The organism is Pseudoxanthomonas sp. (genome assembly GCF_035999195.1).
Lineage (GTDB): Bacteria > Pseudomonadota > Gammaproteobacteria > Xanthomonadales > Xanthomonadaceae > Pseudoxanthomonas_A.
In genome coordinates, this window is the sequence record NZ_DASYGY010000007.1 from 458,221 (window position 1) to 484,514 (window position 26,294).

General features: G+C 69.4%; 22 protein-coding genes. 11 read left to right on the forward strand and 11 right to left on the reverse strand.

Annotated elements, in window-relative coordinates; all coding sequences use genetic code 11:
* Window positions 1–101: 101 nt before the first annotated feature.
* From cysW to VGN58_RS06965, 4 genes are read right to left on the reverse strand one after another with little or no spacing between them, the layout of a single operon-like run.
* Window positions 102–1,061: a sulfate ABC transporter permease subunit CysW gene (gene cysW, locus VGN58_RS06950; RefSeq protein ID WP_327482572.1), complete on the reverse strand. Its 960-nt coding sequence runs from the start codon at window positions 1,059–1,061 to the stop codon at window positions 102–104.
* A 1-nt stretch (window position 1,062) separates the two neighbouring features.
* Window positions 1,063–1,923: a sulfate ABC transporter permease subunit CysT gene (gene cysT / locus VGN58_RS06955; protein ID WP_327482573.1), complete on the reverse strand. Its 861-nt coding sequence runs from the start codon at window positions 1,921–1,923 to the stop codon at window positions 1,063–1,065.
* A gap of 1 nt (window position 1,924) precedes the next feature.
* On the reverse strand, window positions 1,925–2,941 hold the full coding sequence (locus VGN58_RS06960) for a sulfate ABC transporter substrate-binding protein (protein ID WP_327482574.1): 1,017 nt from the start codon (window positions 2,939–2,941) through the stop codon (window positions 1,925–1,927).
* A gap of 16 nt (window positions 2,942–2,957) precedes the next feature.
* The gene (locus tag VGN58_RS06965) at window positions 2,958–4,424 is read right to left on the reverse strand and encodes an OprO/OprP family phosphate-selective porin (RefSeq protein WP_327482575.1); all 1,467 of its coding nucleotides are present in this window, start codon (window positions 4,422–4,424) and stop codon (window positions 2,958–2,960) included.
* Window positions 4,425–4,596: 172 nt separating this feature from the next.
* Here VGN58_RS06965 and kbl point away from each other — a divergent pair, with 172 nt between their 5' ends.
* A complete protein-coding gene (gene kbl / locus VGN58_RS06970; protein WP_327482576.1) occupies window positions 4,597–5,796 on the forward strand; it encodes a glycine C-acetyltransferase in 1,200 nt (399 codons plus the stop codon).
* A gap of 24 nt (window positions 5,797–5,820) precedes the next feature.
* Here the strand turns inward: kbl and VGN58_RS06975 are convergent, their stop codons facing one another.
* The 4 genes from VGN58_RS06975 to VGN58_RS06990 all read right to left on the reverse strand — a co-directional run bounded on the left by VGN58_RS06975 (window position 5,821) and on the right by VGN58_RS06990 (window position 8,812).
* Window positions 5,821–6,117: a hypothetical protein gene (locus VGN58_RS06975; RefSeq protein WP_327482629.1), complete on the reverse strand. Its 297-nt coding sequence runs from the start codon at window positions 6,115–6,117 to the stop codon at window positions 5,821–5,823.
* 74 nt (window positions 6,118–6,191) lie between these two features.
* Window positions 6,192–6,986, reverse strand: a complete 795-nt coding sequence (locus tag VGN58_RS06980) for a pseudouridine synthase (RefSeq protein ID WP_414710762.1) — start codon at window positions 6,984–6,986, stop codon at window positions 6,192–6,194.
* 43 nt (window positions 6,987–7,029) lie between these two features.
* A complete protein-coding gene (locus tag VGN58_RS06985; RefSeq protein WP_327482577.1) occupies window positions 7,030–7,530 on the reverse strand; it encodes a hypothetical protein in 501 nt (166 codons plus the stop codon).
* Between the two features lie 199 nt (window positions 7,531–7,729).
* Complete coding sequence (locus tag VGN58_RS06990; RefSeq protein ID WP_327482578.1) at window positions 7,730–8,812, reverse strand: OmpA family protein; 1,083 nt, start codon at window positions 8,810–8,812, stop codon at window positions 7,730–7,732.
* Window positions 8,813–9,134: 322 nt separating this feature from the next.
* Between VGN58_RS06990 and VGN58_RS06995 the strand changes: the two genes are divergently transcribed.
* On the forward strand, window positions 9,135–9,938 hold the full coding sequence (locus tag VGN58_RS06995) for a class III extradiol ring-cleavage dioxygenase (RefSeq protein WP_327482579.1): 804 nt from the start codon (window positions 9,135–9,137) through the stop codon (window positions 9,936–9,938).
* On the opposite strand, the gene VGN58_RS07000 is transcribed toward VGN58_RS06995, so the two are convergent.
* Window positions 9,939–10,859, reverse strand: a complete 921-nt coding sequence (locus tag VGN58_RS07000; protein WP_327482580.1) for a LysR family transcriptional regulator — start codon at window positions 10,857–10,859, stop codon at window positions 9,939–9,941. It abuts the gene before it with no gap.
* Between the two features lie 99 nt (window positions 10,860–10,958).
* On the opposite strand from VGN58_RS07000, the gene VGN58_RS07005 reads away from it, so the two are divergent.
* From VGN58_RS07005 to VGN58_RS07045, 9 genes are all read left to right on the forward strand, one after another.
* Window positions 10,959–12,170: an MFS transporter gene (locus VGN58_RS07005; protein ID WP_327482581.1), complete on the forward strand. Its 1,212-nt coding sequence runs from the start codon at window positions 10,959–10,961 to the stop codon at window positions 12,168–12,170.
* A gap of 81 nt (window positions 12,171–12,251) precedes the next feature.
* Window positions 12,252–13,268 carry a zinc-binding alcohol dehydrogenase family protein gene (locus tag VGN58_RS07010; RefSeq protein WP_327482582.1) on the forward strand — a complete coding sequence of 339 codons (1,017 nt, stop codon included), beginning with the start codon at window positions 12,252–12,254 and terminating at the stop codon, window positions 13,266–13,268.
* A 201-nt stretch (window positions 13,269–13,469) separates the two neighbouring features.
* Entirely contained in the window at window positions 13,470–14,915 is a 1,446-nt protein-coding gene (locus VGN58_RS07015; RefSeq protein ID WP_327482583.1) for a Wadjet anti-phage system protein JetA family protein, read from the forward strand.
* Window positions 14,912–15,553 carry a DUF4194 domain-containing protein gene (locus VGN58_RS07020; protein WP_327482584.1) on the forward strand — a complete coding sequence of 214 codons (642 nt, stop codon included), beginning with the start codon at window positions 14,912–14,914 and terminating at the stop codon, window positions 15,551–15,553. Before VGN58_RS07015 ends, VGN58_RS07020 begins: the two co-directional genes overlap by 4 nt.
* Window positions 15,540–18,968 carry an SbcC/MukB-like Walker B domain-containing protein gene (locus VGN58_RS07025; protein WP_327482585.1) on the forward strand — a complete coding sequence of 1,143 codons (3,429 nt, stop codon included), beginning with the start codon at window positions 15,540–15,542 and terminating at the stop codon, window positions 18,966–18,968. Before VGN58_RS07020 ends, VGN58_RS07025 begins: the two co-directional genes overlap by 14 nt.
* Window positions 18,965–20,188: a Wadjet anti-phage system protein JetD domain-containing protein gene (locus VGN58_RS07030; RefSeq protein WP_327482586.1), complete on the forward strand. Its 1,224-nt coding sequence runs from the start codon at window positions 18,965–18,967 to the stop codon at window positions 20,186–20,188. Before VGN58_RS07025 ends, VGN58_RS07030 begins: the two co-directional genes overlap by 4 nt.
* A gap of 87 nt (window positions 20,189–20,275) precedes the next feature.
* Window positions 20,276–22,318, forward strand: a complete 2,043-nt coding sequence (locus tag VGN58_RS07035) for an NADPH-dependent 2,4-dienoyl-CoA reductase (RefSeq protein ID WP_327482587.1) — start codon at window positions 20,276–20,278, stop codon at window positions 22,316–22,318.
* Between the two features lie 394 nt (window positions 22,319–22,712).
* A complete protein-coding gene (locus VGN58_RS07040) occupies window positions 22,713–23,168 on the forward strand; it encodes a cell wall hydrolase (protein ID WP_277726963.1) in 456 nt (151 codons plus the stop codon).
* Window positions 23,169–23,721: 553 nt separating this feature from the next.
* Window positions 23,722–24,333, forward strand: a complete 612-nt coding sequence (locus VGN58_RS07045) for a glutathione S-transferase family protein (RefSeq protein ID WP_327482588.1) — start codon at window positions 23,722–23,724, stop codon at window positions 24,331–24,333.
* An 18-nt stretch (window positions 24,334–24,351) separates the two neighbouring features.
* Here the strand turns inward: VGN58_RS07045 and VGN58_RS07050 are convergent, their stop codons facing one another.
* On the reverse strand, window positions 24,352–24,855 hold the full coding sequence (locus tag VGN58_RS07050) for a hypothetical protein (protein ID WP_327482589.1): 504 nt from the start codon (window positions 24,853–24,855) through the stop codon (window positions 24,352–24,354).
* 283 nt (window positions 24,856–25,138) lie between these two features.
* Window positions 25,139–26,284, reverse strand: coding sequence for a bifunctional 2-methylcitrate synthase/citrate synthase (gene prpC, locus VGN58_RS07055; protein ID WP_327482590.1), 1,146 nt, complete (start codon window positions 26,282–26,284; stop codon window positions 25,139–25,141).
* Window positions 26,285–26,294 lie beyond the last annotated feature (10 nt).

The window sequence follows — 26,294 nt, forward strand, 5'->3', positions numbered from 1 at the left end:
AGCGGATGTAAAAGATATGGCTCATCTACGGCACCGCTTCCTGGCGTTCTTTCGCCTTACCCGCTTCTTTCGCCTGTATGCGCGTCAAAAACATCGTCGCCTCAATGCCGATGGTTGGCGGCCAGCGCTTCGCCGTGGCGCCACTCCAGCCAGGTTTTCAGCACCAGCGTGACCAGCGCGGTCAGCGCCAGCAGCGAGGCCGCGGCGAACGCGGCGCTGTAGGCGTATTCGTTGTAGAGAATCTCCACGTGGAGGGGCAACGTATTGGTACGGCCGCGGATATGGCCCGACACCACCGACACCGCGCCGAACTCGCCCAGCGCGCGCGCACTGCACAACAGCACGCCGTACAGCAGCGCCCAGCGGATGTTCGGCAGCGTCACCCGCCAGAACGTCTGCCAGCCGTTGGCCCCCAGACTGAGCGCGGCCAGTTCCTCGTCGGTGCCCTGCTGCTCCATCAGCGGCATCAGCTCGCGCGCGATGAACGGGAACGTCACGAAGATCGTCGCCAGCACGATGCCGGGCAGCGCGAAGATGATCTTCGGCAACTGCACGTGCAGATCGCCCAGCAGCGGCAGCGTGAAATGCCAGCCCTCGTCGATCAGCGAATACGCCCAACCCTGCGCGCCGAAGATCAACACGTAGATCAGGCCCGCCACCACCGGCGACACCGCGAACGGCAGATCGATCAGCGTGACCAGCCAGCGCTTGCCGCGGAACGTGTGCTTGCTGACCGCCCACGCCGCCGCCACGCCGAAGACGAGGTTGAGCGGCACCACGATGGCCGTCACCAGCAAGGTCAGCTGCACCGCCGCCAGCGCGTCCGTTTCGCTGACGGCGGCCACGAACGCCGTCCAGCCGCCCCGCAGGGCTTCGACGAATACCAGCGCCAGCGGCAGCAACAGGAACGAGAGCAGGAAGCCCAGCGCACCCAGCACCAGCAGCACCTGCACCCAGGCGGGCTCGGTGGTGGCGGCATGGCGGCGGACGGAACGTGCGGGCGCTTCCACGGCAGACGACTCCGGGGGCATGGCGATGACGGCGGAGATGGCGTCGCCCATGTTAGCCCCCTGCCCGCTTGCCGGTGCGCTGCAGGCGCGCCTGCAGGCTGTTGATCAGCAGCAGCAGGGCGAACGACAGCAGCAGCATGGCCGCTGCGATCGCCGTGGCGCCTTCGTAATCGAATTCCTCCAGCTTGATCGTGATCAGCAGCGGTGCGATCTCGGACACGCCCGGCAGATTGCCGGCGATGAAGATCACCGATCCGTACTCGCCCACGCCGCGCGCGAACGCCAGCGCGAAGCCCGCCAGCACGGCCGGCCACAGCGTCGGCAGCACCACATGACGCACGGCCTGCCAGCGGCTGGCACCGAGCGTGGCCGCCGCTTCCTCCAGTTCGGTCTCGATTTCCGCCAGTACCGGCTGCACCACGCGCACCACGAACGGCAGGCCGATGAACACCAGTGCCACGGTGATGCCGAGCGGCGTATACGCGACCTTGATGCCGGCCGCCTCCAGCCATTGCCCGATCCAGCCGGTCGGCCCGTACAGCGCCGTCAGCGCGATGCCGGCCACGGCGGTCGGCAACGCGAACGGCAGGTCGATCATCGCGTCGAACACGCGTTTGCCCCAGAAGCGGTAACGCACGAACACCCACGCCACCAGCGTGCCCATCACCGCATTGAACGCAGCGGCAGCCAACGCGGTACCGAAACTGATGCGCAGCGCCGCCAGCACGCGCGGCTCGCTCCAGATGGCCCAGATGCCGGCTGGCCTCAATCCGCTGGCCTTGGCGAACACGCCTACCAGCGGGATCAGCACGATCAGCCCCAGCCAGGCCAGCGTATAGCCCAGGCTGAGGCCGAAACCGGGAATGACGCGCCGCGGACGCGTCTTTCCCGGCCAGGGATGCACTGCCGCCACGTTACTTCGCCTGGATCTGGTCGAACACGCCACCGTCGGCGAAGTGCGTCGCCTGCGCCTTTGCCCAGGAGCCGAAGACGCCGTTGATGGTCACCAGCTCCAGCTTGGGAAAGCGCGCGATGTCTTCCGCCGCCGCGTGCTGCGGATAGCGCGGGCGGTAGTAGTGCTTGGCGGCAAGGCGTTGGCCCGTCGGCGAATACAGGTACTTGAGGTAGGCCTGTGCCGCCTCGCGCGTGCCGTGCTTGTCCACGTTGCGGTCCACCAGCGCCACCGGCGGCTCGGCCAGGATCGACAGCGACGGCACCACGATGTCGAACTTGTCGGGGCCCAGTTCCTCGATCGACAGGAACGCCTCGTTCTCCCACGCCAGCAGCACGTCGCCGATCCCGCGCTGCACGAAGGTGGTGGTCGAGCCGCGCGCGCCCGTATCGAGCACCGGCACGTTGCGGAACAGCCCGCGCACGAAGTTGCGCGTCTTCGCCTCGTCGCCCTTGAAGATCTTCAGCCCGTACGCCCACGCCGCCAGGTAGTTCCAGCGCGCGCCGCCGGAGGTCTTCGGATTCGGCGTGATCACCGAGATGCCCGGCTTCACCAGGTCGTGCCAGTCGCGGATCTTCTTCGGATTGCCCTTGCGCACCAGGAAGACGATGGTCGAGGTATACGGCGCGCTGTTCTCCGGCAGGCGCGACTGCCAGTTGGCCGGGAACAGCTTGGCGCGCTGGGCGATGGAGTCGACGTCATAGGCCAGCGCCAGCGTCACCACATCGGCTTCCAGGCCATCGATGACCGAGCGCGCCTGCTTGCCTGAACCACCGTGCGAGGTCTCGATGCTGACCTTCTGCCCCCTGGTCTTCTGCCAGTCGGCGGCGAACGCGGCATTGAACTCGCGGTAGAACTCGCGCGTCGGGTCATACGACACGTTGAGCAGTTTGATGTCCTTGGCGCCCGCGGCGGCAGCCAGGGTCAGGCCGAAGGCCAGGAGCGCAGTGCGGACATGATGGCGGATTGAAGTCTTCATGGATGGTCTCCGGGAATCAGAAGGCGACCTGCAGTCGCGAAAACACGGCCTTTTCGTCTTCGCGGTCCGCGCCGGCGGTGGCACCGCCCTCGAACTGCGTGTCGAGGTAGTTGACGACCAGCTTCAGGTTGCTGGTGAGGTACCAGTTGACGCCCAACGTCCAGGCCTTGGCGCGCCGCGCGGCGACCAGCGGATCGGCGAATAGCGGGAAGGCATCGTCGTCGATCTCCAGCTCGCCGTAACGGCCCACCAGTTCCCATGCGCCCCAGCCACTGCCGGGACTGAACGGCTTCGACGGCTTCACCACGCCGCGGTAGCTGGCATCTTCACCGGTCAGCACCCAGCTCGCCGTCGCCTGCCAGGCGGTGTTCTCGAGATCCGCCCGCGTGCCTGCCGCTGCGCCGCTGGTGATCAGCAGTTCCTGCTTCGACGCGATGTATTCGGCCAGCAGGCCGAACCGGCCGCGATACAGATAGCCCTGCGGCGAGATGCGGCTGTGTTCGCCATCTGCCGCCACCGCCGTGCGGTAGTTGAAGAACTGCGCCTGCCCTTGGGTGCGATAACGCGGCAGGAAATTGTTGCCCGTGCCCTGCTTGTCGCCGATGCTGCCGGCGATGCCGAAGCCGAGCCCCGACCACGTGCTGCTGGTGTTCTTGAACGGCTCGAAGAAGATGCGACCCGCGTACTCGAACTCGTCGTCCGGGTTGGTGGTCGCGGCATCGCGGCCGTCGGGCGCACCGTTGTACACGCCCGCCACATAGCTCACGCGCCCCTCGGCGAGCTCACCCTGCGCCTGCACGCCCAGGTCGCGGTTGGGGGCCAGTTCGGTCGGAAAGCTGCGCTCGATCAGGCCGATCGCACTGCCAGACTGCAAGCGTTCCAGGCCGATCGGACCCTTGACCTTGCCGGCGCGCAAGGTGAAGGCCGGATCCAGCTTCACGTCGACGTAGGCGTCGACGATGGTGGCGCTGTCGCCGGCGAACTCCGGCGTCAGGCGGAACGACACCAGCTTGCCGAGCGACCCTTCGATGGTCGGGCGGATGCGCCGGAAAAGGAACGTGTCGTTCTGCGGCACGGCATCGTCGTCGAGGAAGAAGCGCGCGTCGCCCTGCACCAGGCCGCGCAGCCTGAACTCGAAGTCGCCATTGGCCGACTTCAGCGAGGCGCCCTTGTCGTTCACGGCGATCACCGGCGCGTCCTTGGCCTTGGCCGCGGCGTCCTCCTGCTGCAGTTCGAGACGGCGCTCGAGGATGCGCAGGCGCTGGTCCAGGTCCCCCAACGTCGCCGGGGCCGCCTCGCCCTCCGCCGCAACCGCCGTCGGCGCCTCGCCGACGCGGCGTTCCAGGGCTTCCAGGCGTTGCAGTAGCTCTTGCACGGTGGGCTGGCTCTGTGCGGAGACGGGGAGCGCCAGCGAACAGGCCAGTGCGCCCAGGATGGCGACGCCGCTGCCTTTCCGCTTGCGTTGGCCCGAGTGTGTCCGCATGGCTGCTTTTCCCCGTGTGAAGGCCCGTCCGGGGCCGGAGACGCGATGCTGCGTGCGCACATCCAGGCAGGGAAATGACGAAACGGGGTTCGCTTATGCCGTACGCGCATGACGTGCCGGGTGCATCGCGGGCGCCGGGTAGAATGACGGCTTTCCCGCCCCTGTCCCCGCCATGTCCGACGCGCTGACCGCCCACTACGCCACCACCCTCGACGAGATCCGCGCCCAGGGCCTGTTCAAGGCCGAGCGGATCATCACCAGCCCGCAGTCGGCGGAGATCACCCTGGCCGACGGGCGGACGGTATTGAACTTCTGCGCCAACAACTACCTGGGCCTTGCCGATCATCCCCACATCATCCAGGCCGCCAAGGAGGCGCTCGACACCCACGGCTTCGGGATGGCGTCGGTACGGTTCATCTGCGGCACGCAGGACCTGCACAAGCAGCTGGAACGGACCATCGCCGACTTCTTCGGCACCGAAGACACCATCCTCTACGCCGCCTGCTTCGACGCCAACGGCGGCCTGTTCGAGCCGCTGCTGGGCGAGGACGACGCGATCATCTCCGACGCGCTGAACCACGCGTCGATCATCGATGGCGTGCGCCTGTGCAAGGCCAAGCGCTTCCGCTACGCCAACTGCGACATGGCCGACCTGGAAGCACAGCTGCAGGCCGCCGATGCGGCCGGCTGCAAGACCAAGCTCATCACCACCGACGGCGTGTTCTCGATGGACGGCTTCATCGCGCCGCTGGACGAGATCACCGCGCTCGCCAAGAAGTACAACGCACTGGTGCACATCGACGAATGCCACGCCACCGGCTTCCTCGGCGCCACCGGGCGCGGCTCGGCCGAAGTGAAGGGCGTGCTGGACCGCATCGACATCATCACCGGCACGCTGGGCAAGGCGATGGGCGGTGCGCTGGGCGGGTTCACCACGGCGCGGAAGGAAGTGATCGAGCTGCTGCGCCAGCGCTCGCGCCCCTACCTGTTCTCGAACTCGCTGCCGCCGCACGTGGTGGCGGCCGGCATCAAGGCTTTCGAGATGCTGTCCGCCGCCGGCCACCTGCGCGCGCAGTTGCAGGAGAACACCCGCTACTTCCGCGAGAAGATGACCGCCGCCGGTTTCGACATCAAGCCGGGCGTGCACCCGATCAGCCCGGTGATGCTGTACGACGCGCCGCTGGCGCAGCGCTTCGCCGAACGACTGCTCGAGGAAGGCATCTATGCGATCGGCTTCTTCTTCCCGGTGGTACCGAAGGCGCAGGCGCGCATCCGCACGCAGATCAGCGCGGCGCACACGCGCGAACACCTGGACCGCGCGATCGACGCGTTCGTCCGCATCGGTCGCGAGCTGGGCGTGGTGAAGGGCTGATCGGTCTGCCGATGCGCCCGCGTGTCAGCGGGCGCTTCTGGCGGTGCCGGCGGTCGTCTTCGGTTTCGCCGGCGCGCCCTTGGCCACGCGGATGCCGCGGGCCTTCATCCAGGCATCGAATTCCTCGGCCGTCATGCTGCGGCCGTTCTGCTGCATGTCGAAGCGGTGACCGTGCGGACCGACCTTGACGGTGACGATCTCGTCGGGCGCTGCCTTCGTGGTCGCGGCAGAAGACGGCGATGTCGACGCGCAACCGGTCGACAGGGCGAAAGCGAGCAGCACGGCGCAGCACAGCGGCAGGCGCGGAATCGGACGGTACATGGCGGTTTCCCCAAGGTCGGCGTGAGCGAGTGTAGGCAGACGCCCGGCCGCGAACCCGGACCGCTGTCGCGCATTCAACGTCCGGTGGTCGGCGCCAGCGCCTCGCGCTCATGCGCCTCGAGCATGCGCCACGCGCCCTTGCCCAGCTCCCCCAGTGCCAGCGTCCCCACGGCCACGCGCACCAGCCGCAACACGCCGACATCGAACGCAGCGAGCAGGCGGCGGATCTGCCGGTTGCGTCCCTCCTCCAGCACGATCTCCAGCCACGCGTTGCGCTCCCCGCTCCGCAGCACGCGGACATCGCGGGCGGACAGGTGTTCGCCATCGACGCACACGCCGGTCTTCAATAGCTGCAGCAGGCCATCGTCGGGAAGCCGGTCGATCTGCACGTGGTACGTCTTGTCCGGACCCGTTGCCGGATCGGTGATGCGTGCGGCCCACTCGGGGTCGTTGGTGAACAGCAGCAGGCCCTCGCTGGCCTTGTCGAGCCTGCCCACCGGTGCGAGCCAGGGCAGCGCCGTACCGTCCAGGCAACGGTAGACCGTGTCGCGCCCCTGTTCGTCGCGCACGGTGGTGACCAGCCCGCGCGGCTTGTTGAGCATCAGGTAGCAGCGCTCCGGCGCGGCGCTGGCCTGGCCGTCGACCCGGATCACGGCGCGGCCGGCGACCACCGGAAACTCCGGATCGCGCACGATGCGGCCATCGACGGACACACGGCCTTCGACGATCCAGCGCGCCGCCTCGCTGCGCGAGCACACGCCCTGCTTGGACAGCACGCGGGCCAGCCCATGACGCGTTACCTGCGCGCTCGCTGCGCGCGAGCGCACGCCACGCGAGGCGCTGCGGGAAGAAGGTCTGCGCGAGGTCACGGGAGTGGACAGGAAAACGGCCGGATGACCGGCCGTTCGTGGATCACTTCTTCGCGGGCTCGGCGGGAGCCGGTGCGGGCGCCGCCGCCGGCGCGCCGGGTGCCTTGACCACGCGTACGCCGCGGGACTTCATCCACGCGTCGAACTCATCGGCGGTCATGCGCTTGCCGTTCTGGCTCATGTCGAACCGCCACGGGGTGTTGTCGTGCGCCGTCTTGGGCTGGTAGGCCGCCGGACTGGCGGTGGCCGTCGCGGCGGCCGGCGCGGCCGGCAGCGCCTTGGCGACGTTGCGGCACCCCTCGATGCGCAGGCGCATCAGCACGCGGTCGACCGACTGCGACTCGTCGAAGGCGTGCGATGCCAGCACGCCGGACGGCGCGCCCAGCTGCGTGGCGGCGGCGGTGAACTCGGGCGCGACCGGTGCGATCACCGTGGCCGGCGTCTTCAGGGGAGCCGGCACCAGGCTGCCGCTGCAGTCGGGCGCGGCCTGGACGGCCGGAATCGCGGCGATGCACAGCACACTGGCGAGGATCTGACGGCGCATCGGCACAACTCCTGAAGGTTTCCTGCGGAACGTGCCCGGAGTGTAGGCAGCGTCTCACGGCATGGCAAGAAATAGGACGCCATGCGACGCATCAATGCGGAAAGACGGAAACACGGTCACGCAAATCCCGCGCACGACGACCGGAAAAACGAAGCCCGGCACGAGGCCGGGCTTCGGGTGTTGCGGGAAGCGCGTCCGATCAGTTCTGGACGTTCAGTTCCGTACGACGGTTGCGCTCGCTCTTGCAGCCCGGCAGGGTCTGCGCGGTCGGCTCCAGCGGACGGCTCTCGCCGTAACCGATCGGGCCCACCAGACGCGAGGCGCTGACGCCGTTGTTGGTCAGGTAGTCGTACACGGTCTGCGCACGACGCTGCGACAGCGACTGGTTGTAGGCGTCGGCACCGCACAGGTCGGTGTGGCCGGCCACTTCGACGCGCAGGTCGGGATAGCGCTTCAGGATTTCGGCGGCTTCGCTCAGGATCGCGATCGCGTCCGGACGCAGGGTCGACTTGTCGAAGTCGAAGTTCACGCCCTTCAGATCGATCGAGACCTGCACCGGGCAGCCGTCCGGACCGATGGTCTGGCCAGCCTGCGAACCGGGGCACTTGTCGTCGCAGTTGTTGACGCCGTCACCGTCGTCGTCCAGGTCCGCGCAGCTCGGCGCAGCCGGCGGGGCCGGCGGAGCAGCGGCTTCGGCCTTCGGGCCCAGCGGGATCACGACGCCGACCGAGGCCAGCACGTCGCCGAACCAGTCTTCCTGCGGCGCAGCGACGCTCTGGTCGTCGAAGTCGGCGCGGTAGGCCACTTCGGCGCGGACGCCGACGCGGTTGTCGAGCGTGGTCTGCAGGCCGACGCCCAGCTTGGCGGCGAGGTTGTTGTCACGACGCTGCGCCGGCGAGTCGACGCTGTTGATCACGTACTCTTCTTCCGAGCGCTGCATGCCCAGGCCCGCCACGATGTACGGGTTCCAGCCGCGGCCTTCCTGGATGAAGTGGCGACGCAGGTCCAGCGAGATGCCGTACTGGCTCCACAGCAGGTCCTGGTTGTCTTCGAACTTCGGGTTCTGGTAGTTCAGCTCACCGTCCAGCGACCAGTTCGGGCTGATGAACTTGCCCAGGCCCAGGCCCAGGAAAGGGGCGTTGCGGGTGGTGCGGTCGTCGTCCTGCAGGTTGAAGCCGGCGGAACCGGTCAGGTACCAGCGGTCATCAAACTCCTGGGCCATCGCGTGGTTCGCGAAGCTCAGGCCGCCCAGCAGCGCGGCGCAGAGAATCTTCTTGTTCATTTGCAGCTCCTTTCCTTGTAGAAGTTCAGTAGTAGAGAAACCGAAGCACTTCACTTGCGGCGTTTCTAGTTGTTATCCGAGGCGACAGGCTTCCGTCGCCTTGCTGAACAGATTATGCGGGGGTATGTGAAGACTGTGTTAACGGTCCCGTAACAAGTTGGGCAAGGTTAACACTCTTTAAGGGAATTCAAGCAGATCTTCACATGTCGCGTCACAGATGCGCGACCGATAGTCGGTAGGTATCGCGCACGCGTCAAGGACAAAACACATTGGTGCAGATGCGGTGCTTGGTAACCCGGTGGCAAGGGCCGATTCTCGCGCCATGACGACATCCGCCCTCTGCCGCCCGCTTCCCAGCCTGTTCCTCTCCCATGGCTCTCCCATGCTGGCGGTCGAGGATTCACCCACGGCTCGCTTCCTCGACCGGTTGGGTACCTTGCTTCCCAGGCCTCGCGCCATCGTCGTGGCGTCGGCGCACTTCGTCCACGCCCGGCCGACGCTGACCGCGACGCCCCTACCCGACACGATCCACGATTTCGGCGGCTTTCCCGACGTGCTTTACCAGATCCGTTATCCCAGCCAGGGTGCACCGGCGCTTGCGCACGACGTCGCGGGACGGCTTGCAGCGGACGGGTTCGAGGCGCGCGTGGATGACCACCATGGCCTCGACCACGGCGTCTGGGTGCCGTTGCGACGGATGTATCCTGCTGCCGACATTCCGGTGGTGGCGTTGTCGGTAAACCCGGCACAGAGCGCCGGATGGCATTACCGACTGGGGCGCGCACTGGCGCCGCTGCGCGCAGATGGCGTGCTGGTGGTCGGGTCCGGCGGCTTTTCGCACAACCTTCGTGCGCTGGACTGGCAGCAGGCGAGCGGGCCGGCATTCCCGTGGGTGTCGGCGTTCACCGATCCGCTGCGTGAGGCATTGGTGGCCGGCGACGTGGATCGCGCGCTCGACTGGACCGCGCTGCCCCATGCGCAGCAGAACCATCCGACCACCGAACACCTGTACCCGCTGTACGTGGCGCTGGGTGCCGCTGGCGAAGGCGCGAAGGGCACGCTGCTCCATCGCGACGTGGAAATGGGCGGACTGGCGCTGGACGCGTTCGCCTTCGACACCGACTGACTACGTCGCCAGTCCGCGCTCCCACGGCGGGTGCTCGCCGAATGCCTCCGACAGGAAATCCACGAACGCGCGCACCCGCGGTGGCATCAGCCGGCGCTGCGGCATCACCGCGCTGATCGACGTCGTGGCGAGCGGGAAGTCGGGCAACACGACCTTCAGGCGTCCCGCACGCAGGTCATCGGCGACATGCCACAGCGAATGCACCACGATGCCCTGCCCGGCCAGCGAGGCATCGCGCAGCACTTCACCGAAGTTGCTCTCGAAACGCCCGTGCACGCGCACGGCCACCTCGCCGCCGCCGGGCGTGCCCAGCCGCCAGACGTCCTGGCGCCCCCCGCTGCCGACCAGCAGCAGGCAGTCGTGGTCGGCGAGGTCGGCAGGCATCTGCGGCGCGCCACGCCGGGCCAGGTAATCCGGCGATGCGCAAAGCACCCGGCGGTTGGGGGCGATCAGGCGCGCCACCATCCGCGAATCGTCCAGGGCGCCGATCCGGATGGCCAGATCGAAACCCTCGCTGACCAGATCCACCACGTTGTCGCTCAGATGCACGCTCAACCGGACCTTGGGATGGCGGGCGAGGAAGGCGGGCAGCAGGGGAGACACGTACTGGCGCCCGAACGAGGCCGACATCGTCACCCGCAGCGTACCGGCCACCTCGCTGGCCGCCTCGCGCAGTCCGCTGCCGAGCGATTCCAGTTCTTCGACCAGCACGCGCCCCTGTTGCGCCAGCGCCAGCCCCTCCGGTGTGGGATGCAGCCGGCGGGTAGTCCGGTGCAGCAGGCGCACACCCAGTTCCTTCTCCAGCCGCTTGAGGCGCTGGCTGGCCACCGCCACCGACAGGTCCAGGCTGTGGGCGGCCGCGGTGATCGAGCCCAGGTCGAGCACGCGCAGGAACAGGGTGAGGTCGCCGACGCGGTCCATTTTCAATGTTCCGTTGAAAGTGATTCGCCATCTTGTCGGTTTTTCGGCAAGGCGGGAAGCGGCACGCTGCACGCCTCCCCCGATACCCGCCACCCGCAGATGTCTCCCGACCCCACCTCCAGCCCGCGCATGCCGCTGGGCCTCTACGCCCTGACCGCCGGCGCCTTCGGCATCGGCACCACCGAGTTCGTCATCATGGGCCTGCTGATGCAGGTCGCCGCCGACCTGCAGGTCTCGATCGCCGCCGCCGGCCTGCTGATCTCCGGCTACGCGCTGGGCGTCTTCGTCGGCGCGCCGCTGCTGACCGCCGCCACCAGCCGGATGCCGCGCAAGGCGGTGCTGGTGGCACTGATGATCGTGTTCACGCTGGGCAACCTGGCCTGTGCGCTGGCACCGAACTACGAACTGCTGATGGCCGCGCGGGTGATCACCTCGCTGGCGCACGGCACCTTCTTCGGCGTGGGCGCGGTGGTCGCCACCGGCATGGTCGGCGAGGACCGCAAGGCGTCGGCCATCTCCGTCATGTTCACCGGCCTGACCGTGGCCACCCTGCTCGGCGTGCCGGCGGGTGCCTGGCTGGGCCTGCAGTACGGCTGGCGCGCGACATTCTGGGCGGTCACCGCCATCGGCGTGCTGGCGACGGTGATCATCGCGACGCTGGTGCCGGCCGACCGCAGCGCGCCGGCACCGCTGCCGTTCCGCGACGAACTGCGCGTGGTCGCGCGCCCGCAGGTGCTGCTGGGCCTGCTGATGACCGTGCTCGGCTTCGGCGGCATGTTCACTGTGTACACCTATATCCAGCCGCTGCTGACGCAGGTGACCGGTTTCGCCGATGCGGCGGTGTCGCCGATCCTGCTGGTGTTCGGCGTGGGCATGATCCTCGGCAACCTGCTGGGCGGGCGCTTCGCCGACCGCCGCCTGGCGCCCGCGCTGCTCGGCACCCTCGCGCTGCTGGCGCTGGTGATGGGCGCGATGACCTTCGTGCTGCACAGCCGCTTGGCGATGATCGCGTTCACCGGCCTGCTGGGCGCGGCCGCGTTCGCGACGGTCTCGCCGTTGCAGCTGTGGGTGCTGCAGAAGGCCAGCGGCGCGCAGAGCCTGGCGTCCAGCCTGAACATCGGCGCCTTCAACCTGGGCAACGCGCTGGGCGCGTGGCTGGGTGGCGTGGTGATCTCGCAGGGGCTGGGTCTGTCCGCCCTGCCCTGGGTCGCCGCGCTGGTGCCTGCGTCGGCCTTCGCCGTCGCGCTGTGGGCGCTGGCGCTGGAGCGCCGCCAGCGTTTCACGCTGGCCGCCGAAGCGAACTGCGCCTGATGCGCGCTTCGTCGCATCGCGTCTTTCCACCGCGCGTCGCATCATCGCGGCACGCCTCCTGACTCTCCACGAGGATCCCCCATGAAAGCCGTTGCCCTGACCCGCTACCTGCCCATCGACGATCCGAATTCGCTGGTCGATGTCGAACTGGAGACACCCACCGCCACCGGCCACGACATCCTCGTGCGCGTGGAAGCCGTCTCGGTGAATCCCGTCGACACCAAGGTCCGCTCACCGAAGCCGCAGGTCGAAGCCCAGCCGAAAGTGCTGGGCTACGACGCCGCCGGCGTGGTCGAAGCCGTCGGCGAGGCGGTGACGCGCTTCAAGCCCGGCGATGCCGTCTACTACGCGGGCGACATCACCCGGCCCGGCAGCAATGCGCAGTTCCAGCTGGTCGACGAACGCATCGTCGGGCGCAAGCCGGCGTCGCTCGACTTCGCGCAGGCCGCCGCACTGCCACTGACCGCGATCACCGCCTGGGAGCTGCTGTTCGACCGCATGCCGTATGCCATCGAGGGTGGCGGCAAGGGCAAGTCGCTGCTGGTGATCGCCGGTGCCGGCGGCGTGGGCTCGATCGCCACCCAGTTGGCCAGGCGCGCCGGCTTCACCGTCATCGCCACCGCATCGCGCCGGGAAACGAGCGACTGGTGCAGGGCGATGGGCGCCGACCACGTGGTCGACCACCGCGAGCCGCTCGGCCCGCAGTTGAAGGCGCTGGGCTTCGAGACCGTCGACGCCGCGCTGAACCTGGCGGATACCGACCGGTACTGGACCGAGCTGGGCGAGCTGCTGGCGCCGCTCGGCCATGTCGGGCTGATCGTCGAACCCAAGGGCGAGCTGCGCATCGGCGATCCCTACAAGGCCAAGAGCATCGGCATCCACTGGGAAATGATGTTCGCCCGCCCGCGCTTCCGCACCGCCGACATGGGCGAACAGGGCGTACTGCTCGACCGCGTCGCCGACCTGATCGATGCCGGCGAACTGCGCGGCACGCTGACCGGTACGCTGTCGCCGATCAATGCCGCCAACCTGCGTGAAGCCCACCGCCGGCTGGAGTCCGGGAGCACCATCGGCAAACTGGTGCTCGCCGGCTGGTAGCACACGCCGGCCTCTGGCCGAGCAAGGAACGCCGGCCGACGGGGACGGCTACCGGCGTCCGCGCGACTTGCGATATCGTGATTGGCCGCAGCGCGCTCCGGCGCGACCCGCCCGTCCGTCCGATCACGCCATGCCCTTTTCCCCGGCGCCGCCGCGCCCGCCACATCGCCACGCCGGCCGGCCCCAGCGGACCTCGAGGCCATGACGCAGGTCCCGGCGCTGTTCCCGCTGCTGCCCGGCGGCCTGTTCGGGCCCCTCGCCTCGCCCAACCGCGAGCACTACTGGCTGCTGCTGTGCCGGTTGTTCGACGAGTTCTTCGGGCCGGACGCGCCGGTGCCGCCGAGCATGGGCTTCCAGCGCCGCGAGATCACCGCGGCGCTGGAGCGCTACCTGCTGGCCGACGACCCGTGGGAGGACGAGGACGGCCAGACGCCCGACACGCCGCTGTCCGTGCGCACCAACACCCTCTACGAGCGCTTCCGCAGCACCGGATGGCTGCGGCAGGACCGCATCGGTGCGCGCGAGATGGTCACCATGCCGCCGGTCGTGCATCAGTTCCTCTCGCTGCTGGTGGAGTTCGCCGAACACGGCCCGACGTTCGTCTCGGCGAAGATGCGGTCGATCGAACACCAGCTCCAGCAGGTGGCCGACGGCAAGGCGGCCGGCGACGCGCTGGACGAAGCCGCCGACCAGGCACGACGGCTGCTGGTGTCGCTATCGTCGATGAGCCTGCAGGTGCGCGACCTGATGCCGGAGCTGAGCAAGGCCGAGTCCACCGCGCAGTTCGCACGGCAATGGTTCGAGCGCTACGTCAGCGCGTTCTTCATCGGCGACTATGCCGAGCTGCACACGGGCGACCACCCCCTGGCGCGGCGCAGCGCGATCCTGTCGATGGCGCAGCAGCTCGAAACCGGCGACCGGCGCACCGCGCTGCGGGCGTGGTACCGGGAGCATGTCGGCGGCGGCGACGAGACGCGCGGCGACCAGCGCTTCGCGCGCAGCCTGCGCCGGCTGCGCGAACTGGAGCGCATCGACGAATACCTGGGCCGGCTGGACGACGACATCCGCCAGGCCAACCGGCGTGCGCTGGCCTTCCTCGACTACCGCCTGCGCGCGCCGGACAAGCTGGACATCCTGTTGCGTCGTGCCTGCCGCGGCGTCCAGCACGCGCCGGAAGACGCACTGCGGCTGCCGGTGGCGCCGGGCGCGCTGATGGAGGCGAGCCGCCTGCGTCCGCCACGCCAGAAGCCGCAACCGATCCCGCGCAGCGCCAACGCTACGCAGCCGCCCACGCCCGAGCAGCTGGCCAGGCTCAGCCTGCTGCGGCGGATGAAGCGCGCCCGGCTGGTCAATGCCGACGACATGGCGCGCTACGTCGGCCCGCACCTGGAGACGAAGGACGCCGTCGGTTCGGACGCATTCTCCATCGCCAGCATCGAGGACCTGCGCGCCTACCAGACCCTGCTCACACTCGCCCTGCGCAGCCATCGCATCGGCGGCCTGCGGCGCGAGGATCCGCTGGGCCGGCTGCTGCGCGGTTACCGCGTCGAGCTGGTCGACGCAGGCGGACGCGACGACAACGGCTACCTGCGCGCGCCACGCTTCGTCGTGCATCGCGTCGGCCAGCCCTCACGGAAAACCGCATGAAACGCAGCTGGAACACCCTCAGCCAACTGTCCAACGGCGTCTACGCCGTGCAGGACTTCGAACGTGCCGCCTACCGGCTGGTAGTGGAACAGGTGCTGTACGCCAGCGACCGCAGCACGCGCCTGGCCTACCACCTGGTGGAAGACCACTACGACGACTTCGTCGCGGCACTGGCACCACTGGGGATCCGCCTGGAGCGGAATGCGCACTACCGCTACGTGGTGGCGCTGCCCGCGCATGCCGAGGGCGTGCCGGTGACGCTGGCCGAAACCCTGTTGCTGCTCGTGCTGCGACAGCGCTACGACGAAGCGATGCGCCAGGGCATGGTGGAAGACGAAGGCGTCGTCACCGTGGAACTCCCGGAACTGCAGGAGGCCTACCAGGCGCTCGCCGGGCGACCGATGCCGGACGTCGGCGCACTGCGCGAGCTGGCGCGCACGCTGAAGCGCTGGGGCATGTGCCGCCTGGTGGAATCGGAACCCGACGATCCGCAGCCGTTCCACCTGCAGGTGCGGCCGGCCATCGTCGAGATCGTCGGCGAGCAGTGGCTGCAGCGGCTGGACCAGCACAACCGCGACGACGACACCGACAGCACCGGCGGCGACGAGGCGATGGAGGACACCGATGCAGCAGCTTGAGCGCGTGCACCTGGTGCAGTTCTTCCTGTTCGAGGCGCAGACCCTGGACCTGGATGCGACCACCGCCATCATCGCGCCCAACGGCGCCGGCAAGAGCGCCCTGCTGGATGCGCTGCAGATCGTGCTGCTGGGCGGCGACCGCAGCCGCATCCGCTTCAATGCGCAGGCCGGCGGCAGCCACCGCGCGCGCACCATCCGCGACTACTGCCTGGGCGTGTTCCGCAGCGGCGACGACGGACGCAAGCGGCGCACCGCCACCACCTACATCTCGCTCGTGTTCCGCGACACCGACACCGGCGAAGCGCTGACCGCCGGCATCGCACTGGGCGCATCGGTGGACGAACCCGACCACCGCCTGCACGGGCTGTACCTGCTGCCGGGCGTGGCGCTGGAGCTGGCGGACCACGTGGAGCAGGTCAAGGGCAAGGAACTGCCGCTGGCCTGGCCCACGTTCCGCGAGATGGCGCTGCGCCGCTGCAAGGCGGCCGGCGGCGCACCCGCGCTGCACACGGTGGCCGAGCGCTTCGTCAAGGACCTGCTGCTGCGCCTGCGCGCGTCACCCAGTGCCAATCCCGACATCAACGCCTACCGCAAGGCCTTCCTCAACGCGCTCAACCTGCAGCGCGTGGAGGACGTGGACCTGTTCGTGCGCACGCTGGTCGCCGAGGACCGGCCCACCGACATCGCCCGCTTCCGCGCACTGCTGGAAAGCTTCCGCCAGATCCGCGACCGCATCGAGCAGGTGCGCCAGCGCATCGACGCCGCCGAAGGCGTCGAGCGGCAGTACGACCGCATCGCCGCGCAGGCCGTGCGCGCCGCGTCCTACCGCGCGCTGGCGGCGGAATACGCGCGCGACCTGTACGGCGAGCAGCTGGACCAGGCCGAAGGCGCAGTGACCACCGCGGAAGACGTCCTGGCCGATACGCGACGCCGTCTCGTCGATGCGCGTGCCGAACGCGACACCCTGCGCGACGAGCAGGCACGCGCCCAGGCGCGGCTGCAGGGCAGCGCCGGCTACGGCGAGCAGGCGCAGCTGGACGAACTGGCCAGCCGCGACCGCGACCGCCTGGCGCAAGTGAACCGGGAACTGCTGCGCGAGATCGGCTTCGTACGCGACCAGTTCCGCCAGCTCGAGGCGCTCGCGCTGCCCGGCGTCGACGCCGGCGCCGTGCAGGCCGCGCGTGCCGAGTGGGACCAATGGCACGCGGCTCTGTCGGCGCTGGCGGACGGGGACGCCCTGCCGTGGACGCCGGAAGACCTGTTCGCGCGCGCGCGCCACGCCCTGCGCGCGGCCACGCCGTTGCGCGAACAGGTCGATCAGCACGCACGTCAGGTGCACGCCGCGCACGACAAGGCCCGCGACGCACTCGAGACCGCGCGCCAGAACCAGAAACGGCTTGCCGCCGGCCAGGCGGAGCTGCACGCCGACACCGTGCGGCTGATGAGCTACCTGCGCGAGGCCGGCATCGATGCGCGCCCCGTCTGCGACCTGGTGCGCGTGACCGACGTCGCGTGGCAGCCGGCCATCGAAGCCTACCTGCGCAGCAACGTCGAAGCGCTGCTGATCCCAGGCGAGGACGAGGAGCGCGCGGTCAAGCTGTATCGCAGCCTGTCCGGCGGGCGCTCGGTCTACGGCGTAAAGCTGGCGCTGTCCAGCCAGGCACGCGATGCGCGCGGCAAGGACGCAGCGGCCGGCAGCGTCGCCGCCCTGCTGGAAGGCGTCAACGCCGACGCCCTTGCGTTCCTGCGCCGGCAACTCGGCGAGCTGCGCTGCGTGGACACCGAAGCCGAGCTGGTGCGCAGTCGCCAGGGCCTGACCCACGACGGCCTGCTCGCGCGCGGTGGCAGCATCGAGCGCCTGCGCCTGCCCGCAGCGGGCGACCTGCGCATCGGTGCGTCGGACAACCGCGCCCGCCTGCGCGTGCTCCACGAGGAGATCGAAAAGGCCGAGCGCGAGGTGCGCGAGATCGAGCCGCACCTGCGCCGCGCCGACGACAGCCAGCGCGGACTCGCGCGGCTGGCCGATGCCGACGCGGTGGCGCAGGCGCTGCACGAACGCGCGCTCGAGCACCGCCAGCTCGCAGGCCGCTACCGCACCGCGCAGGAAAGCCGGCTCGCCGCACTGGACCCGGACCTGCTCCGCCTGTCCGAGGCCGTGCGCGACCTGGCCGCCCAACTCGGCGAGTGCGAAACACGCACCGACGCCCTGGTCGGACAGGAAGCGGTCGCGGTCACCGAACTCGATCGCCGCCGTCGCCTGCTCGAGGGCCTGCGCCAGCAGGAGGAACTGGTCGCCCGCCGCGCCGTGGAGGCCTTCAGGGATCCCGATGTCGATCCCAACCTGATCGAGCGGCACCGCGACGAACTCGACACCAGGGTCGACTCGCTGGAGGAGCGCGGCAGGACCTGCGAGCGACGCGCCGACGAGAGCGACCGCCAGCTCGCCAAGCTGCTGCCCGAAGCGTGGAGCACGCTTGCGCAGTACGCGCGCGACCATGGGCTGGGCGTGGAGATCGATCCCAGCGCCTGGCGCCCTGCGCTGGCGCTGCTGCAGCGCGAACTGACCCAGCTGCGCGATACCGACCTGGTACGTTACGAAGGCGAAGCGCGACAGGCCTACGACACCGCGGTGGAGACCTTCCGCGCCAGCGTGGCCGCCGCGCTCAACGACAACTTCATCCGCCTGCGCCAGCAGATCGCCACGCTCAACCGTACCCTGCGCAGCAGCCCGCCGTTCTCCAACAACGAGCGCTACCAGTTCCATTACGAGGTGGTACCGGAGTTCCGCGACCTGGAGCGCTTCATCCGGCGCGCGGTGGATGTCGGCGGCGAGGACACCCTCTTCGGCACCGCCGGCGAGGTGCCGGCGGCGTTCCGCGAACTGATCGAGGACGGCGCCGCCGCGCGCACCGCCACCTCGCCGCTGGACGACTACCGCCGCTTCTTCCGCTTCGAGGTGCAGATCCGGCAGGACGACACGGTGATCGGCACGCTCAGCGAACGCATGCGCTCCGGCTCCGGCGGCGAACACCGCGCCCCGCTGTACGTGATCGCCGGCGCGGCGCTCGCGGCGGCGTACGGCAAGAGCGAGGCGCACCCGGGCGGCATGGGCCTGATCCTGCTGGACGAGTTCGGCGACAAGATCGATGCGCAGAACGCGCGCGCCACCACCAACTACCTGCGCTCGCTCGGCCTGCAGCTGGTGCTGGCCGCGCCGGATACCGCACAGGGTACGCTCAGCGGCGTGCTGGACAGCTACATCGAACTGTTCCGCGACGGCGACCTGCTGCAGGCCGAACGCATCGAGGTGCAGGCGGCGGCGCGGGCGCTGCTGCTGTCGGACCAGTTCGACCTGCATCCGGAACTGCTGGCCGAGGAGACGGCACGCATCGAACGGCAGCAGGCGCCCGTGTGAGCGATGCCCGGCGCGTGCTGGAGCGGCTGCTGCGCAAGGGCGAGCGCGCCCGGCTGCGCGGCGATGCCGCTCCCGTCTCGCTGCCGATGACCGAGGCCAGCGCGCGCGATTACCTGTCGCTGCGCACGCTGGCCGAACGCGAGACCTTCCATGCGCAGGCGACCCTGGCCGAACGCGCGGGCGCGATCGCCGTGCAGCGCGACCGGCATCGCGGCGACGGCGAGCGCCTGCTTCGGTTGACCGTGATCGACCTGGACGCTCTCGCGGCTCACCTGGGTATGCAGCTGCTCGATGCCCGTGTCGGAGAAGCGGCCGACCTGCTTTCGCCGTGGCTGCCGCACTTTCCTGTCCTCGGCCAGGTGCTGGACGCTTGGCGCAGTGACCGCAAGGTGCGCGGCCACGGTCCGGAGGCGGCGCAGGACCTGGCCGATGCCGCACGCGCGGTGCAGGCCCGTCTCGACGACGACGCCCACGAGCGCATCCTGCGCCGCGAGAGCGCACGCCTGTTCGCCGGCCGCGCGCAGGCCAGCAAGCGGCTGGAGCAGCTCACGCCCTGGCTGGACCTGTTGAACAGCGGCACGCTGGTGGCGGACGGTGTGATGGCGAAGGAACACGTCTGGGCCGCACTGGGCCTGCGTCGCGAACCGCAGCCGCTGCTCGTCGCCGGCACCGGCACACTGCTGCTCGACGACGGGGTGGAACTGCCCCTCGCCACCCCCTTCCTTGGCGTACCCGTCGATGCCGTGCGGAGCGTGCGCACGTCGGCGACCTGCCTGCTCAGCGTGGAGAACCTGGCCAGTTTCCACGACGCCGCCCGCGCGCCCGGCGCGGACCGCAGCCTGCTGCTCTACACCGGCGGCATGCCGTCGCCGGCCTGGCGCCGCGCCTATGCCAGGCTGCTCGATGCGCTGCCGTCCGATCTTCCCGTATGGCATTGGGGGGACATCGACGAGGGCGGTTTCCGGATCGCCGCGGTCCTGGCCGACACGGCGGCTGCCTGCGGACGCCGATTGCGGCCCTGGCGGATGTCGCCGCTGCACCAGGACGTGGACGGCCTGGACACGCACGCGCCGGCACCCGCCGCGCTCGCCGCCATGTGCCGGTGGGCGGAACGGGCAGGCTGGGAGGACATCGCCCAGGCGCTGCGCGAGCGTCCGCTGTGCTTGGAACAGGAGGCCCTGCACGCCGCGCTGCCGCACGACGGCGACGCCTCCCGCTGACGATCGCCCCACCCGCTACGCGCTTGCGTGCCCCGGGGATTCGCGGCATGGTGCGCCCACCCATACGCCCGCGTATTCAATGCCCGCATGACGTCGACCGCCTCCGCCACCGACTCCGCTCCCTACCCGCATATGTTCGCCCCGCTGGACCTGGGCTTCACCACGCTGCGTAACCGCGTGCTGATGGGTTCCATGCACACGGGCCTGGAGGACCGGGCGAAGGACTTCCCGCGCCTGGCCGCCTACTTCGCCGAGCGCGCGGCCGGCGGCGTCGGGCTGATCGTCACGGGCGGCTTCTCGCCCAACCTGGTGGGCTGGCTGAAGCCGTTCGGCGGCAAGCTGTCGTGGCCGTGGGAAGCGCGCCCGCACAGGTTCGTCACCGCGGCCGTGCACGAGCACGGCGCCAAGATCTGCGCGCAGCTGCTGCACGCCGGCCGCTACGGCTACCACCCGCTGACGGTGGCGCCGTCGAGGATCAAGGCGCCGATCAACCCCTTCACCCCGCGCGCGCTGTCGGCCCGCGGCATCGAGCGCCAGATCAACGCCTACGCCAACGCGGCGAAGCTGGCGCGCGACGCCGGCTACGACGGCGTCGAGATCATGGGTTCGGAGGGGTACTTCATCAACGAATTCACCGCCCCGCGGACCAACCAGCGCACCGATGCCTGGGGCGGCACGCCGGAGAAGCGCATGCGCTTTGCGGTGGAGATCGTCCGCCGCGTGCGCGAGGCGGTCGGTCCGGACTTCATCCTCATCTACCGCCTGTCGCTGATCGACCTGGTCGAGGACGGCAACCAGTGGGAGGAGATCGTCGCCCAGGCCAAGGCGGTGGAAGCCGCCGGCGCCACCATCATCAATTCCGGCATCGGCTGGCACGAGGCGCGCGTGCCGACCATCGTCACGTCGGTGCCGCGCGCCGCCTTCGTCGATGTCACCGCCAAGCTCAAGCCGCACGTCCGCGTACCGCTGGTGGCGACCAACCGCATCAACATGCCGGACGTGGCCGAAGGCATCCTGGCCGCCGGCAAGGCCGACATGGTGTCGCTGGCCCGCCCGCTGCTGGCCGATCCGCAATGGGCGGCGAAGGCGCGCGCCGGTACGCCGCAGGCGATCAACACCTGTATCGCCTGCAACCAGGCGTGCCTGGACCATGTGTTCGAGAACAAGCTCGCCAGCTGCCTGGTCAATCCGCGCGCCTGCCACGAGACCGACCTCACCTATAAGAAGACGTTCGCGCCGAAGACGATCGCCGTGGTCGGCGCCGGTCCGGCCGGCCTGGCCTGCGCGACCGTCGCGGCCGAACGTGGCCACCGCGTGACGCTGTTCGATGCCGCCGACGAGATCGGCGGGCAGTTCAACTACGCCAAGCGGATCCCGGGCAAGGAAGAGTTCCACGAGACACTGCGCTACTTCCGCCACCGGCTGGACGAGACGCGGGTCGATGTGAAGCTGTCCACGCCGGTGACCGCCGCCGACCTGGCCGGCTTCGACGAGGTGGTGCTGGCCACCGGCATTACGCCGCGCAAGGTCGCCTTTCCGGGCGCCGGGCACGCCAAGGTGGTCAGCTATGTCGACGTGCTGTCCGGTCGCGTCGCCGTCGGCGCCCGCGCGGCGCTGATCGGCGCGGGCGGCATCGGCTTCGACGTCGCCGAATACCTGACCCACGAAGGCCATTCGCCCTCGCTGGATCCGGCCCGCTGGATGGCGGAATGGGGCGTGGACCCGACCTTCGAGGCCCGCGGCAGCCTGGTGAAGCCGCAGCCGGAATCGCCGGCGCGCGAGGTCTGGCTGCTGCAGCGCAGCCCGGGCAAGCCGGGCGCGCGACTGGGCAAGACCAGCGGCTGGGTGCATCGGGCCACGCTGAAGGCCAAGCAGGTGAAGATGCTGGGCGGCGTGGAGTACCTGGGCGTGGACGACACCGGCCTGCGCATCCGGGTGGACGGCGCCGAACAGCTGCTACCGGTCGATCACGTGGTCGTCTGCGCCGGCCAGGAACCGCGCCGCGACCTGCAGGCGGATCTGATCGCCGCCGGCAAGCATCCTCACCTGATCGGCGGCGCCGACGTGGCCGCCGAGCTGGACGCCAAGCGCGCCATCGACCAGGGCAGCCGGCTGGCAGCCAGCCTGTAGGCGCTCCGGCCGTAGAGTCGAGCTTGCTCGACTCCCGCACGTCCGAAATCCGACGGTCTCCGAGGCACCAGCAGCGGAGCAAGCTCCGCTCTACGGCCCTGCTTCCTGCGACGTCACTCACAGTTTCCAGCCAGACCGGCACCCCCGGCGTCAAGCCGGCCCGTTCAGGCCGAGTTGGGACTGCCCCCCCTACCTTGCGCCGACTTTCCGGCCCGCCGCCCAGTTCAGGCGGGCTGAGCCCGGCGCTCGGACCCCTCTGGTCCGGCCTTGCCGGTCCCCGGGCAGCCCGTGTGAAGGCTGCCTCCCCATGACGCCCTGCCGCATGTCCCAGGTTTGCCGCTCCCATCGTGACGGGAGAGGCAGGGGTGCGGGAAAGACGGAGCAAGGAGTTCCCATGAAACTGGCCTGGATCCTATGGCTGTCGCAGATGTTGCCGCAGCCGGCCGCCGATTCGCTTTGCCTCAGCACCACCGTGTACCTGGAAGCCCGCGACCAGACCCTGCGCGGCCAGCAGGCCGTCGCCGAGGTCGCCCTGCGCCGCCGCGACAGCGGCCTGTGGGGCGACTCCGTCTGCTCCGTGGTCACCGCCCGCAAGCAGTTCGCCCCGACCATCGTCGGCCCGAACACCCGCCTCAAGAACCCCGATGCCTGGGCGAAGTCGGTCAGCGTGGCGCTCAACGCCGAGCGCAACTGGGCCCTGCCGCCCGGCCAGCGCCAGGAGATCGTGCCGGGCGCCAGCCATTTCATGGCCCACCAGATCGCCAGCCCGAGCTGGCGCAACGCCTACCACGTGGCCACGATCGGCGACCACACGTTCCTGCGCGTGCAGAAGCTCAAACCCCGCTCCTAAGAACAAAAGCTTCCGAACGCACGACGCCGCACGTAGCTACCCGCTACCGGAGCCGAACCCGCACGGCACCTACTCCCCCTCTCCCACCGGGAGAGGGCAAGGGGTGAGGGCGAACCGCCGCGATGCGAACTACACGTGCCCAGCAAAATCAGCGCTGCGTACGACCTCACACCGCGACGATCAGGGCACGCGCCAACTCCGCATGGCACCTACTCCCCTCTCCCCCCGGGAGAAGGGAAGGGGTGAGGGCGAACCGCCGCGATGCGAACTACACGTGCCCAGCCAAATCAGCGCTGCGTACGACCTCACACCGCGACGATCAGGGCACGCGCCAACTCCGCACAGCACCGACTCGCTCTCCCCCGGGAGAGTGGAACGGGTGATGGCAAACCGCCGCGATCTCCCTCTCTACCCAGACAGGGCGCGCGGACGATTAGCGAACCACCGCGATACATACCGCGTGTGCCCAGCACGATCCGTTGCACCCCACATCACCCCGCCAGCATCCGAGGCCCGCGATAATCGCGGGCCTTTTCTTTTCCACGGACCCACGATGAAGCTCTACACCAAGCCCGGCGCCTGCTCGACCGCCGACCACATCGCACTGCAGTGGACCGGCCGACCGTTCGACGTGCAGGTGATGACGGCGGCGGAGATGAAGGAGCCCGCCTACCTCGCGATCAATCCCACCGGCGCGGTGCCGGCGCTCGTCGATGGCGATTTCGTGCTGACGCAGAACGCCGCGATCATGGGCTACATCGCCGACACGCATCCGCAGGCGCACCTCGCCGGCGACGGCTCGCCGCAGCAGCGCGCGCTGGCCGCCAAGTGGCTGGCGTTCGTCAATTCCGATCTGCACCCGGCCTTCCATCCGCTGTTCGGGCCGGCCCGCTTCATCGGCGACGAGACGCAGTTCGATGCGGTGAAGGACGCCGCGCGCAAGCGCCTGCGCGGCCTGTTCGAGACCGCGGAGCGACAGCTGGAAGGCCGCGACTGGCTGGCCGGTTTCCGCAGCTTCGCTGATCCCTATTTCTACATCACGCTGCGCTGGGCCGACCGCATGGGTGTCGACCTGTCGGGCCTGCCGAACATCGCCGCGTTCAGGCAGCGCATGGAGGCCGATGCCGGTGTGCAGGCGGCCCTGAAGGCCGAAGGCCTGGCCTGAGGACCGCGACGGCGCGCGTCAGGCCATCGACGCGCGCACGTCCTCCAGCCAGCGCGTGGCGAAGGTGTGGTCGCGCGCCTTGGTCAGCGCGGTGGCCACGTCGGGCAGCAGCGCCACCAGTTCATCCGCATCGGCACAGCGCTCGACCTTCAGCTGCAGGAAGTACCCCTTCAGCCCGATGTGCGAACGGATGTCGTCGGTGATGCGCGCATACAGCGCGTTGTAGCGCTCGGCCGGCGTCATCGCCTGCAGCGCGGGTGCAGCCGGCTCGCCGGTCTTCGCGGCGGACACCGCCGCCAGCATCGACGCCGCACCCGAGCGCCGCTCGATCAGGCCGTCGGCCGCCAGCTGCGCCAGCGCGTCGTCGGGCGCGTGCAGGCCGCTCATCATGGCCTGCAGTTCGTCGTCGCTGCGCTGTCCGTCGACCATCAGCAGGATCGAACGCAGTCCGGCCGGCAGCTTGCGGCTGCGCTGCTGGATCTCGTTGCGACCGGCTTCGGTCTTGCTCCATCTGCTCTGCATGCCTTTCCCCGACGCCGCGCGACGGGCCCCTCCCGGCGACCGCGACGTTCCCCTTGGCCGCCAGTAGTACCCCGCCACGGCCCTGTCCCGCTGCCACACGTGTCACACAAACGACACGGGGCCGCCCGACGTGCGTCGAAACGGCCCCGCAGGAGGGCGGCGCAGACCTCCAAGCCGGCCGAACGGCTGGGCGGCCAGGGCTTCCGGACCGGTGCACGTCGCCCCCGCCCCGTCCCCTCCACCGCAAGCAGGGGACCTCGGTCCCGTCCCGGTCCGGCGTCGGTCAGCGCTGGTCGAGCGGAACGAATTCCAGATCCTCGGGCCCCGTGTAGTGGGCGCTCGGGCGGATGATCTTGCCGTCGATGCGCTGCTCGATCACGTGCGCGCTCCAGCCGCTGGTGCGGGCGATCACGAACAGCGGGGTGAACATCGCCGTGGGCACGCCCATCATGTGGTAGCTGACCGCGCTGAACCAGTCCAGGTTCGGGAACATCTTCTTGATGTCCCACATCACCGATTCCAGCCGCTCCGCGATGTCGTACATCTTCATGTTCGACTGTTCGGCCGACAGGTCCTTCGCCACCTGCTTGATCACCTGGTTGCGCGGGTCGCCGACGGTGTACACCGGGTGCCCGAAGCCGATCACCACTTCCTTGCGTTCGACACGCGCCCTGATGTCGGCCTCGGCCTCGTCGGGCGTCTCGTAGCGCTTCTGCACTTCGAAGGCGACTTCGTTGGCACCGCCGTGCTTGGGTCCGCGCAGCGCGCCGATGCCGCCGGCGATGCACGAATGCATGTCGCTGCCGGTGCCGGCGATGACGCGGCAGGTGAACGTGGAGGCGTTGAACTCGTGCTCGGCGTACAGGATCAGCGAGGTGTGCATGGCGCGCACCCAGCTGTCCTTCGGCTTCTCGCCGTGCAGCAGGTGCAGGAAGTGGCCGCCGATGGAGTCGTCGTCGGTTTCCACGTCGATGGCGCGGCCGTTGTGGCTCCAGTGGTACCAGTACAGCAGCATCGAGCCCAGCGAGGCCATCAGCTTGTCGGCGATGTCGCGCGCGCCGGGATGGTTGTGGTCGTCCTTCTCGGGCGACACGCAGCCCAGCACGGACACGCCGGTGCGCATCACGTCCATCGGATGCGCCGACGGCGGCAGTTCCTCCAGGGCGGCCTTCACTGCGGCGGGGATGCCGCGCAGCGACTTCAGCTTGGCCTTGTAGCCGGCCAGCTCGGCACGGTTGGGCAGCTTGCCGTGCACCAGCAGGTAGGCGACTTCCTCGAACTCGCTGGTCGTGGCCAGGTCGAGGATGTCGTAGCCGCGGTAGTGCAGGTCGTTGCCGGTGCGGCCGACGGTGCACAGCGCGGTGTTGCCGGCGGCGGTGCCCGACAGGGCGACGGATTTCTTCGGCTTGAAGGGGACGCTCTCTGACATCTTCTACTCC

What these genes read in the sequence shown, in the direction of transcription:
- VGN58_RS07035 (WP_327482587.1), top strand. Translation starts at nt 20,276, where the DNA reads ATGACGTCGACCGCCTCCGCCACCGACTCCGCTCCCTACCCGCATATG.
- VGN58_RS06990 (WP_327482578.1), bottom strand. Translation starts at nt 8,812, where the DNA reads ATGAACAAGAAGATTCTCTGCGCCGCGCTGCTGGGCGGCCTGAGCTTC.
- prpC (WP_327482590.1), bottom strand. Translation starts at nt 26,284, where the DNA reads ATGTCAGAGAGCGTCCCCTTCAAGCCGAAGAAATCCGTCGCCCTGTCG.
- VGN58_RS07010 (WP_327482582.1), top strand. Translation starts at nt 12,252, where the DNA reads ATGAAAGCCGTTGCCCTGACCCGCTACCTGCCCATCGACGATCCGAAT.
- VGN58_RS07000 (WP_327482580.1), bottom strand. Translation starts at nt 10,859, where the DNA reads ATGGACCGCGTCGGCGACCTCACCCTGTTCCTGCGCGTGCTCGACCTG.
- VGN58_RS07050 (WP_327482589.1), bottom strand. Translation starts at nt 24,855, where the DNA reads ATGCAGAGCAGATGGAGCAAGACCGAAGCCGGTCGCAACGAGATCCAG.
- VGN58_RS06985 (WP_327482577.1), bottom strand. Translation starts at nt 7,530, where the DNA reads ATGCGCCGTCAGATCCTCGCCAGTGTGCTGTGCATCGCCGCGATTCCG.
- kbl (WP_327482576.1), top strand. Translation starts at nt 4,597, where the DNA reads ATGTCCGACGCGCTGACCGCCCACTACGCCACCACCCTCGACGAGATC.
- VGN58_RS07015 (WP_327482583.1), top strand. Translation starts at nt 13,470, where the DNA reads ATGACGCAGGTCCCGGCGCTGTTCCCGCTGCTGCCCGGCGGCCTGTTC.
- cysW (WP_327482572.1), bottom strand. Translation starts at nt 1,061, where the DNA reads ATGGGCGACGCCATCTCCGCCGTCATCGCCATGCCCCCGGAGTCGTCT.
- VGN58_RS07020 (WP_327482584.1), top strand. Translation starts at nt 14,912, where the DNA reads ATGAAACGCAGCTGGAACACCCTCAGCCAACTGTCCAACGGCGTCTAC.
- VGN58_RS06965 (WP_327482575.1), bottom strand. Translation starts at nt 4,424, where the DNA reads ATGCGGACACACTCGGGCCAACGCAAGCGGAAAGGCAGCGGCGTCGCC.
- VGN58_RS06975 (WP_327482629.1), bottom strand. Translation starts at nt 6,117, where the DNA reads ATGTACCGTCCGATTCCGCGCCTGCCGCTGTGCTGCGCCGTGCTGCTC.
- VGN58_RS07025 (WP_327482585.1), top strand. Translation starts at nt 15,540, where the DNA reads ATGCAGCAGCTTGAGCGCGTGCACCTGGTGCAGTTCTTCCTGTTCGAG.
- VGN58_RS07045 (WP_327482588.1), top strand. Translation starts at nt 23,722, where the DNA reads ATGAAGCTCTACACCAAGCCCGGCGCCTGCTCGACCGCCGACCACATC.
- VGN58_RS06960 (WP_327482574.1), bottom strand. Translation starts at nt 2,941, where the DNA reads ATGAAGACTTCAATCCGCCATCATGTCCGCACTGCGCTCCTGGCCTTC.
- VGN58_RS06995 (WP_327482579.1), top strand. Translation starts at nt 9,135, where the DNA reads ATGACGACATCCGCCCTCTGCCGCCCGCTTCCCAGCCTGTTCCTCTCC.
- VGN58_RS07040 (WP_277726963.1), top strand. Translation starts at nt 22,713, where the DNA reads ATGAAACTGGCCTGGATCCTATGGCTGTCGCAGATGTTGCCGCAGCCG.
- VGN58_RS07005 (WP_327482581.1), top strand. Translation starts at nt 10,959, where the DNA reads ATGTCTCCCGACCCCACCTCCAGCCCGCGCATGCCGCTGGGCCTCTAC.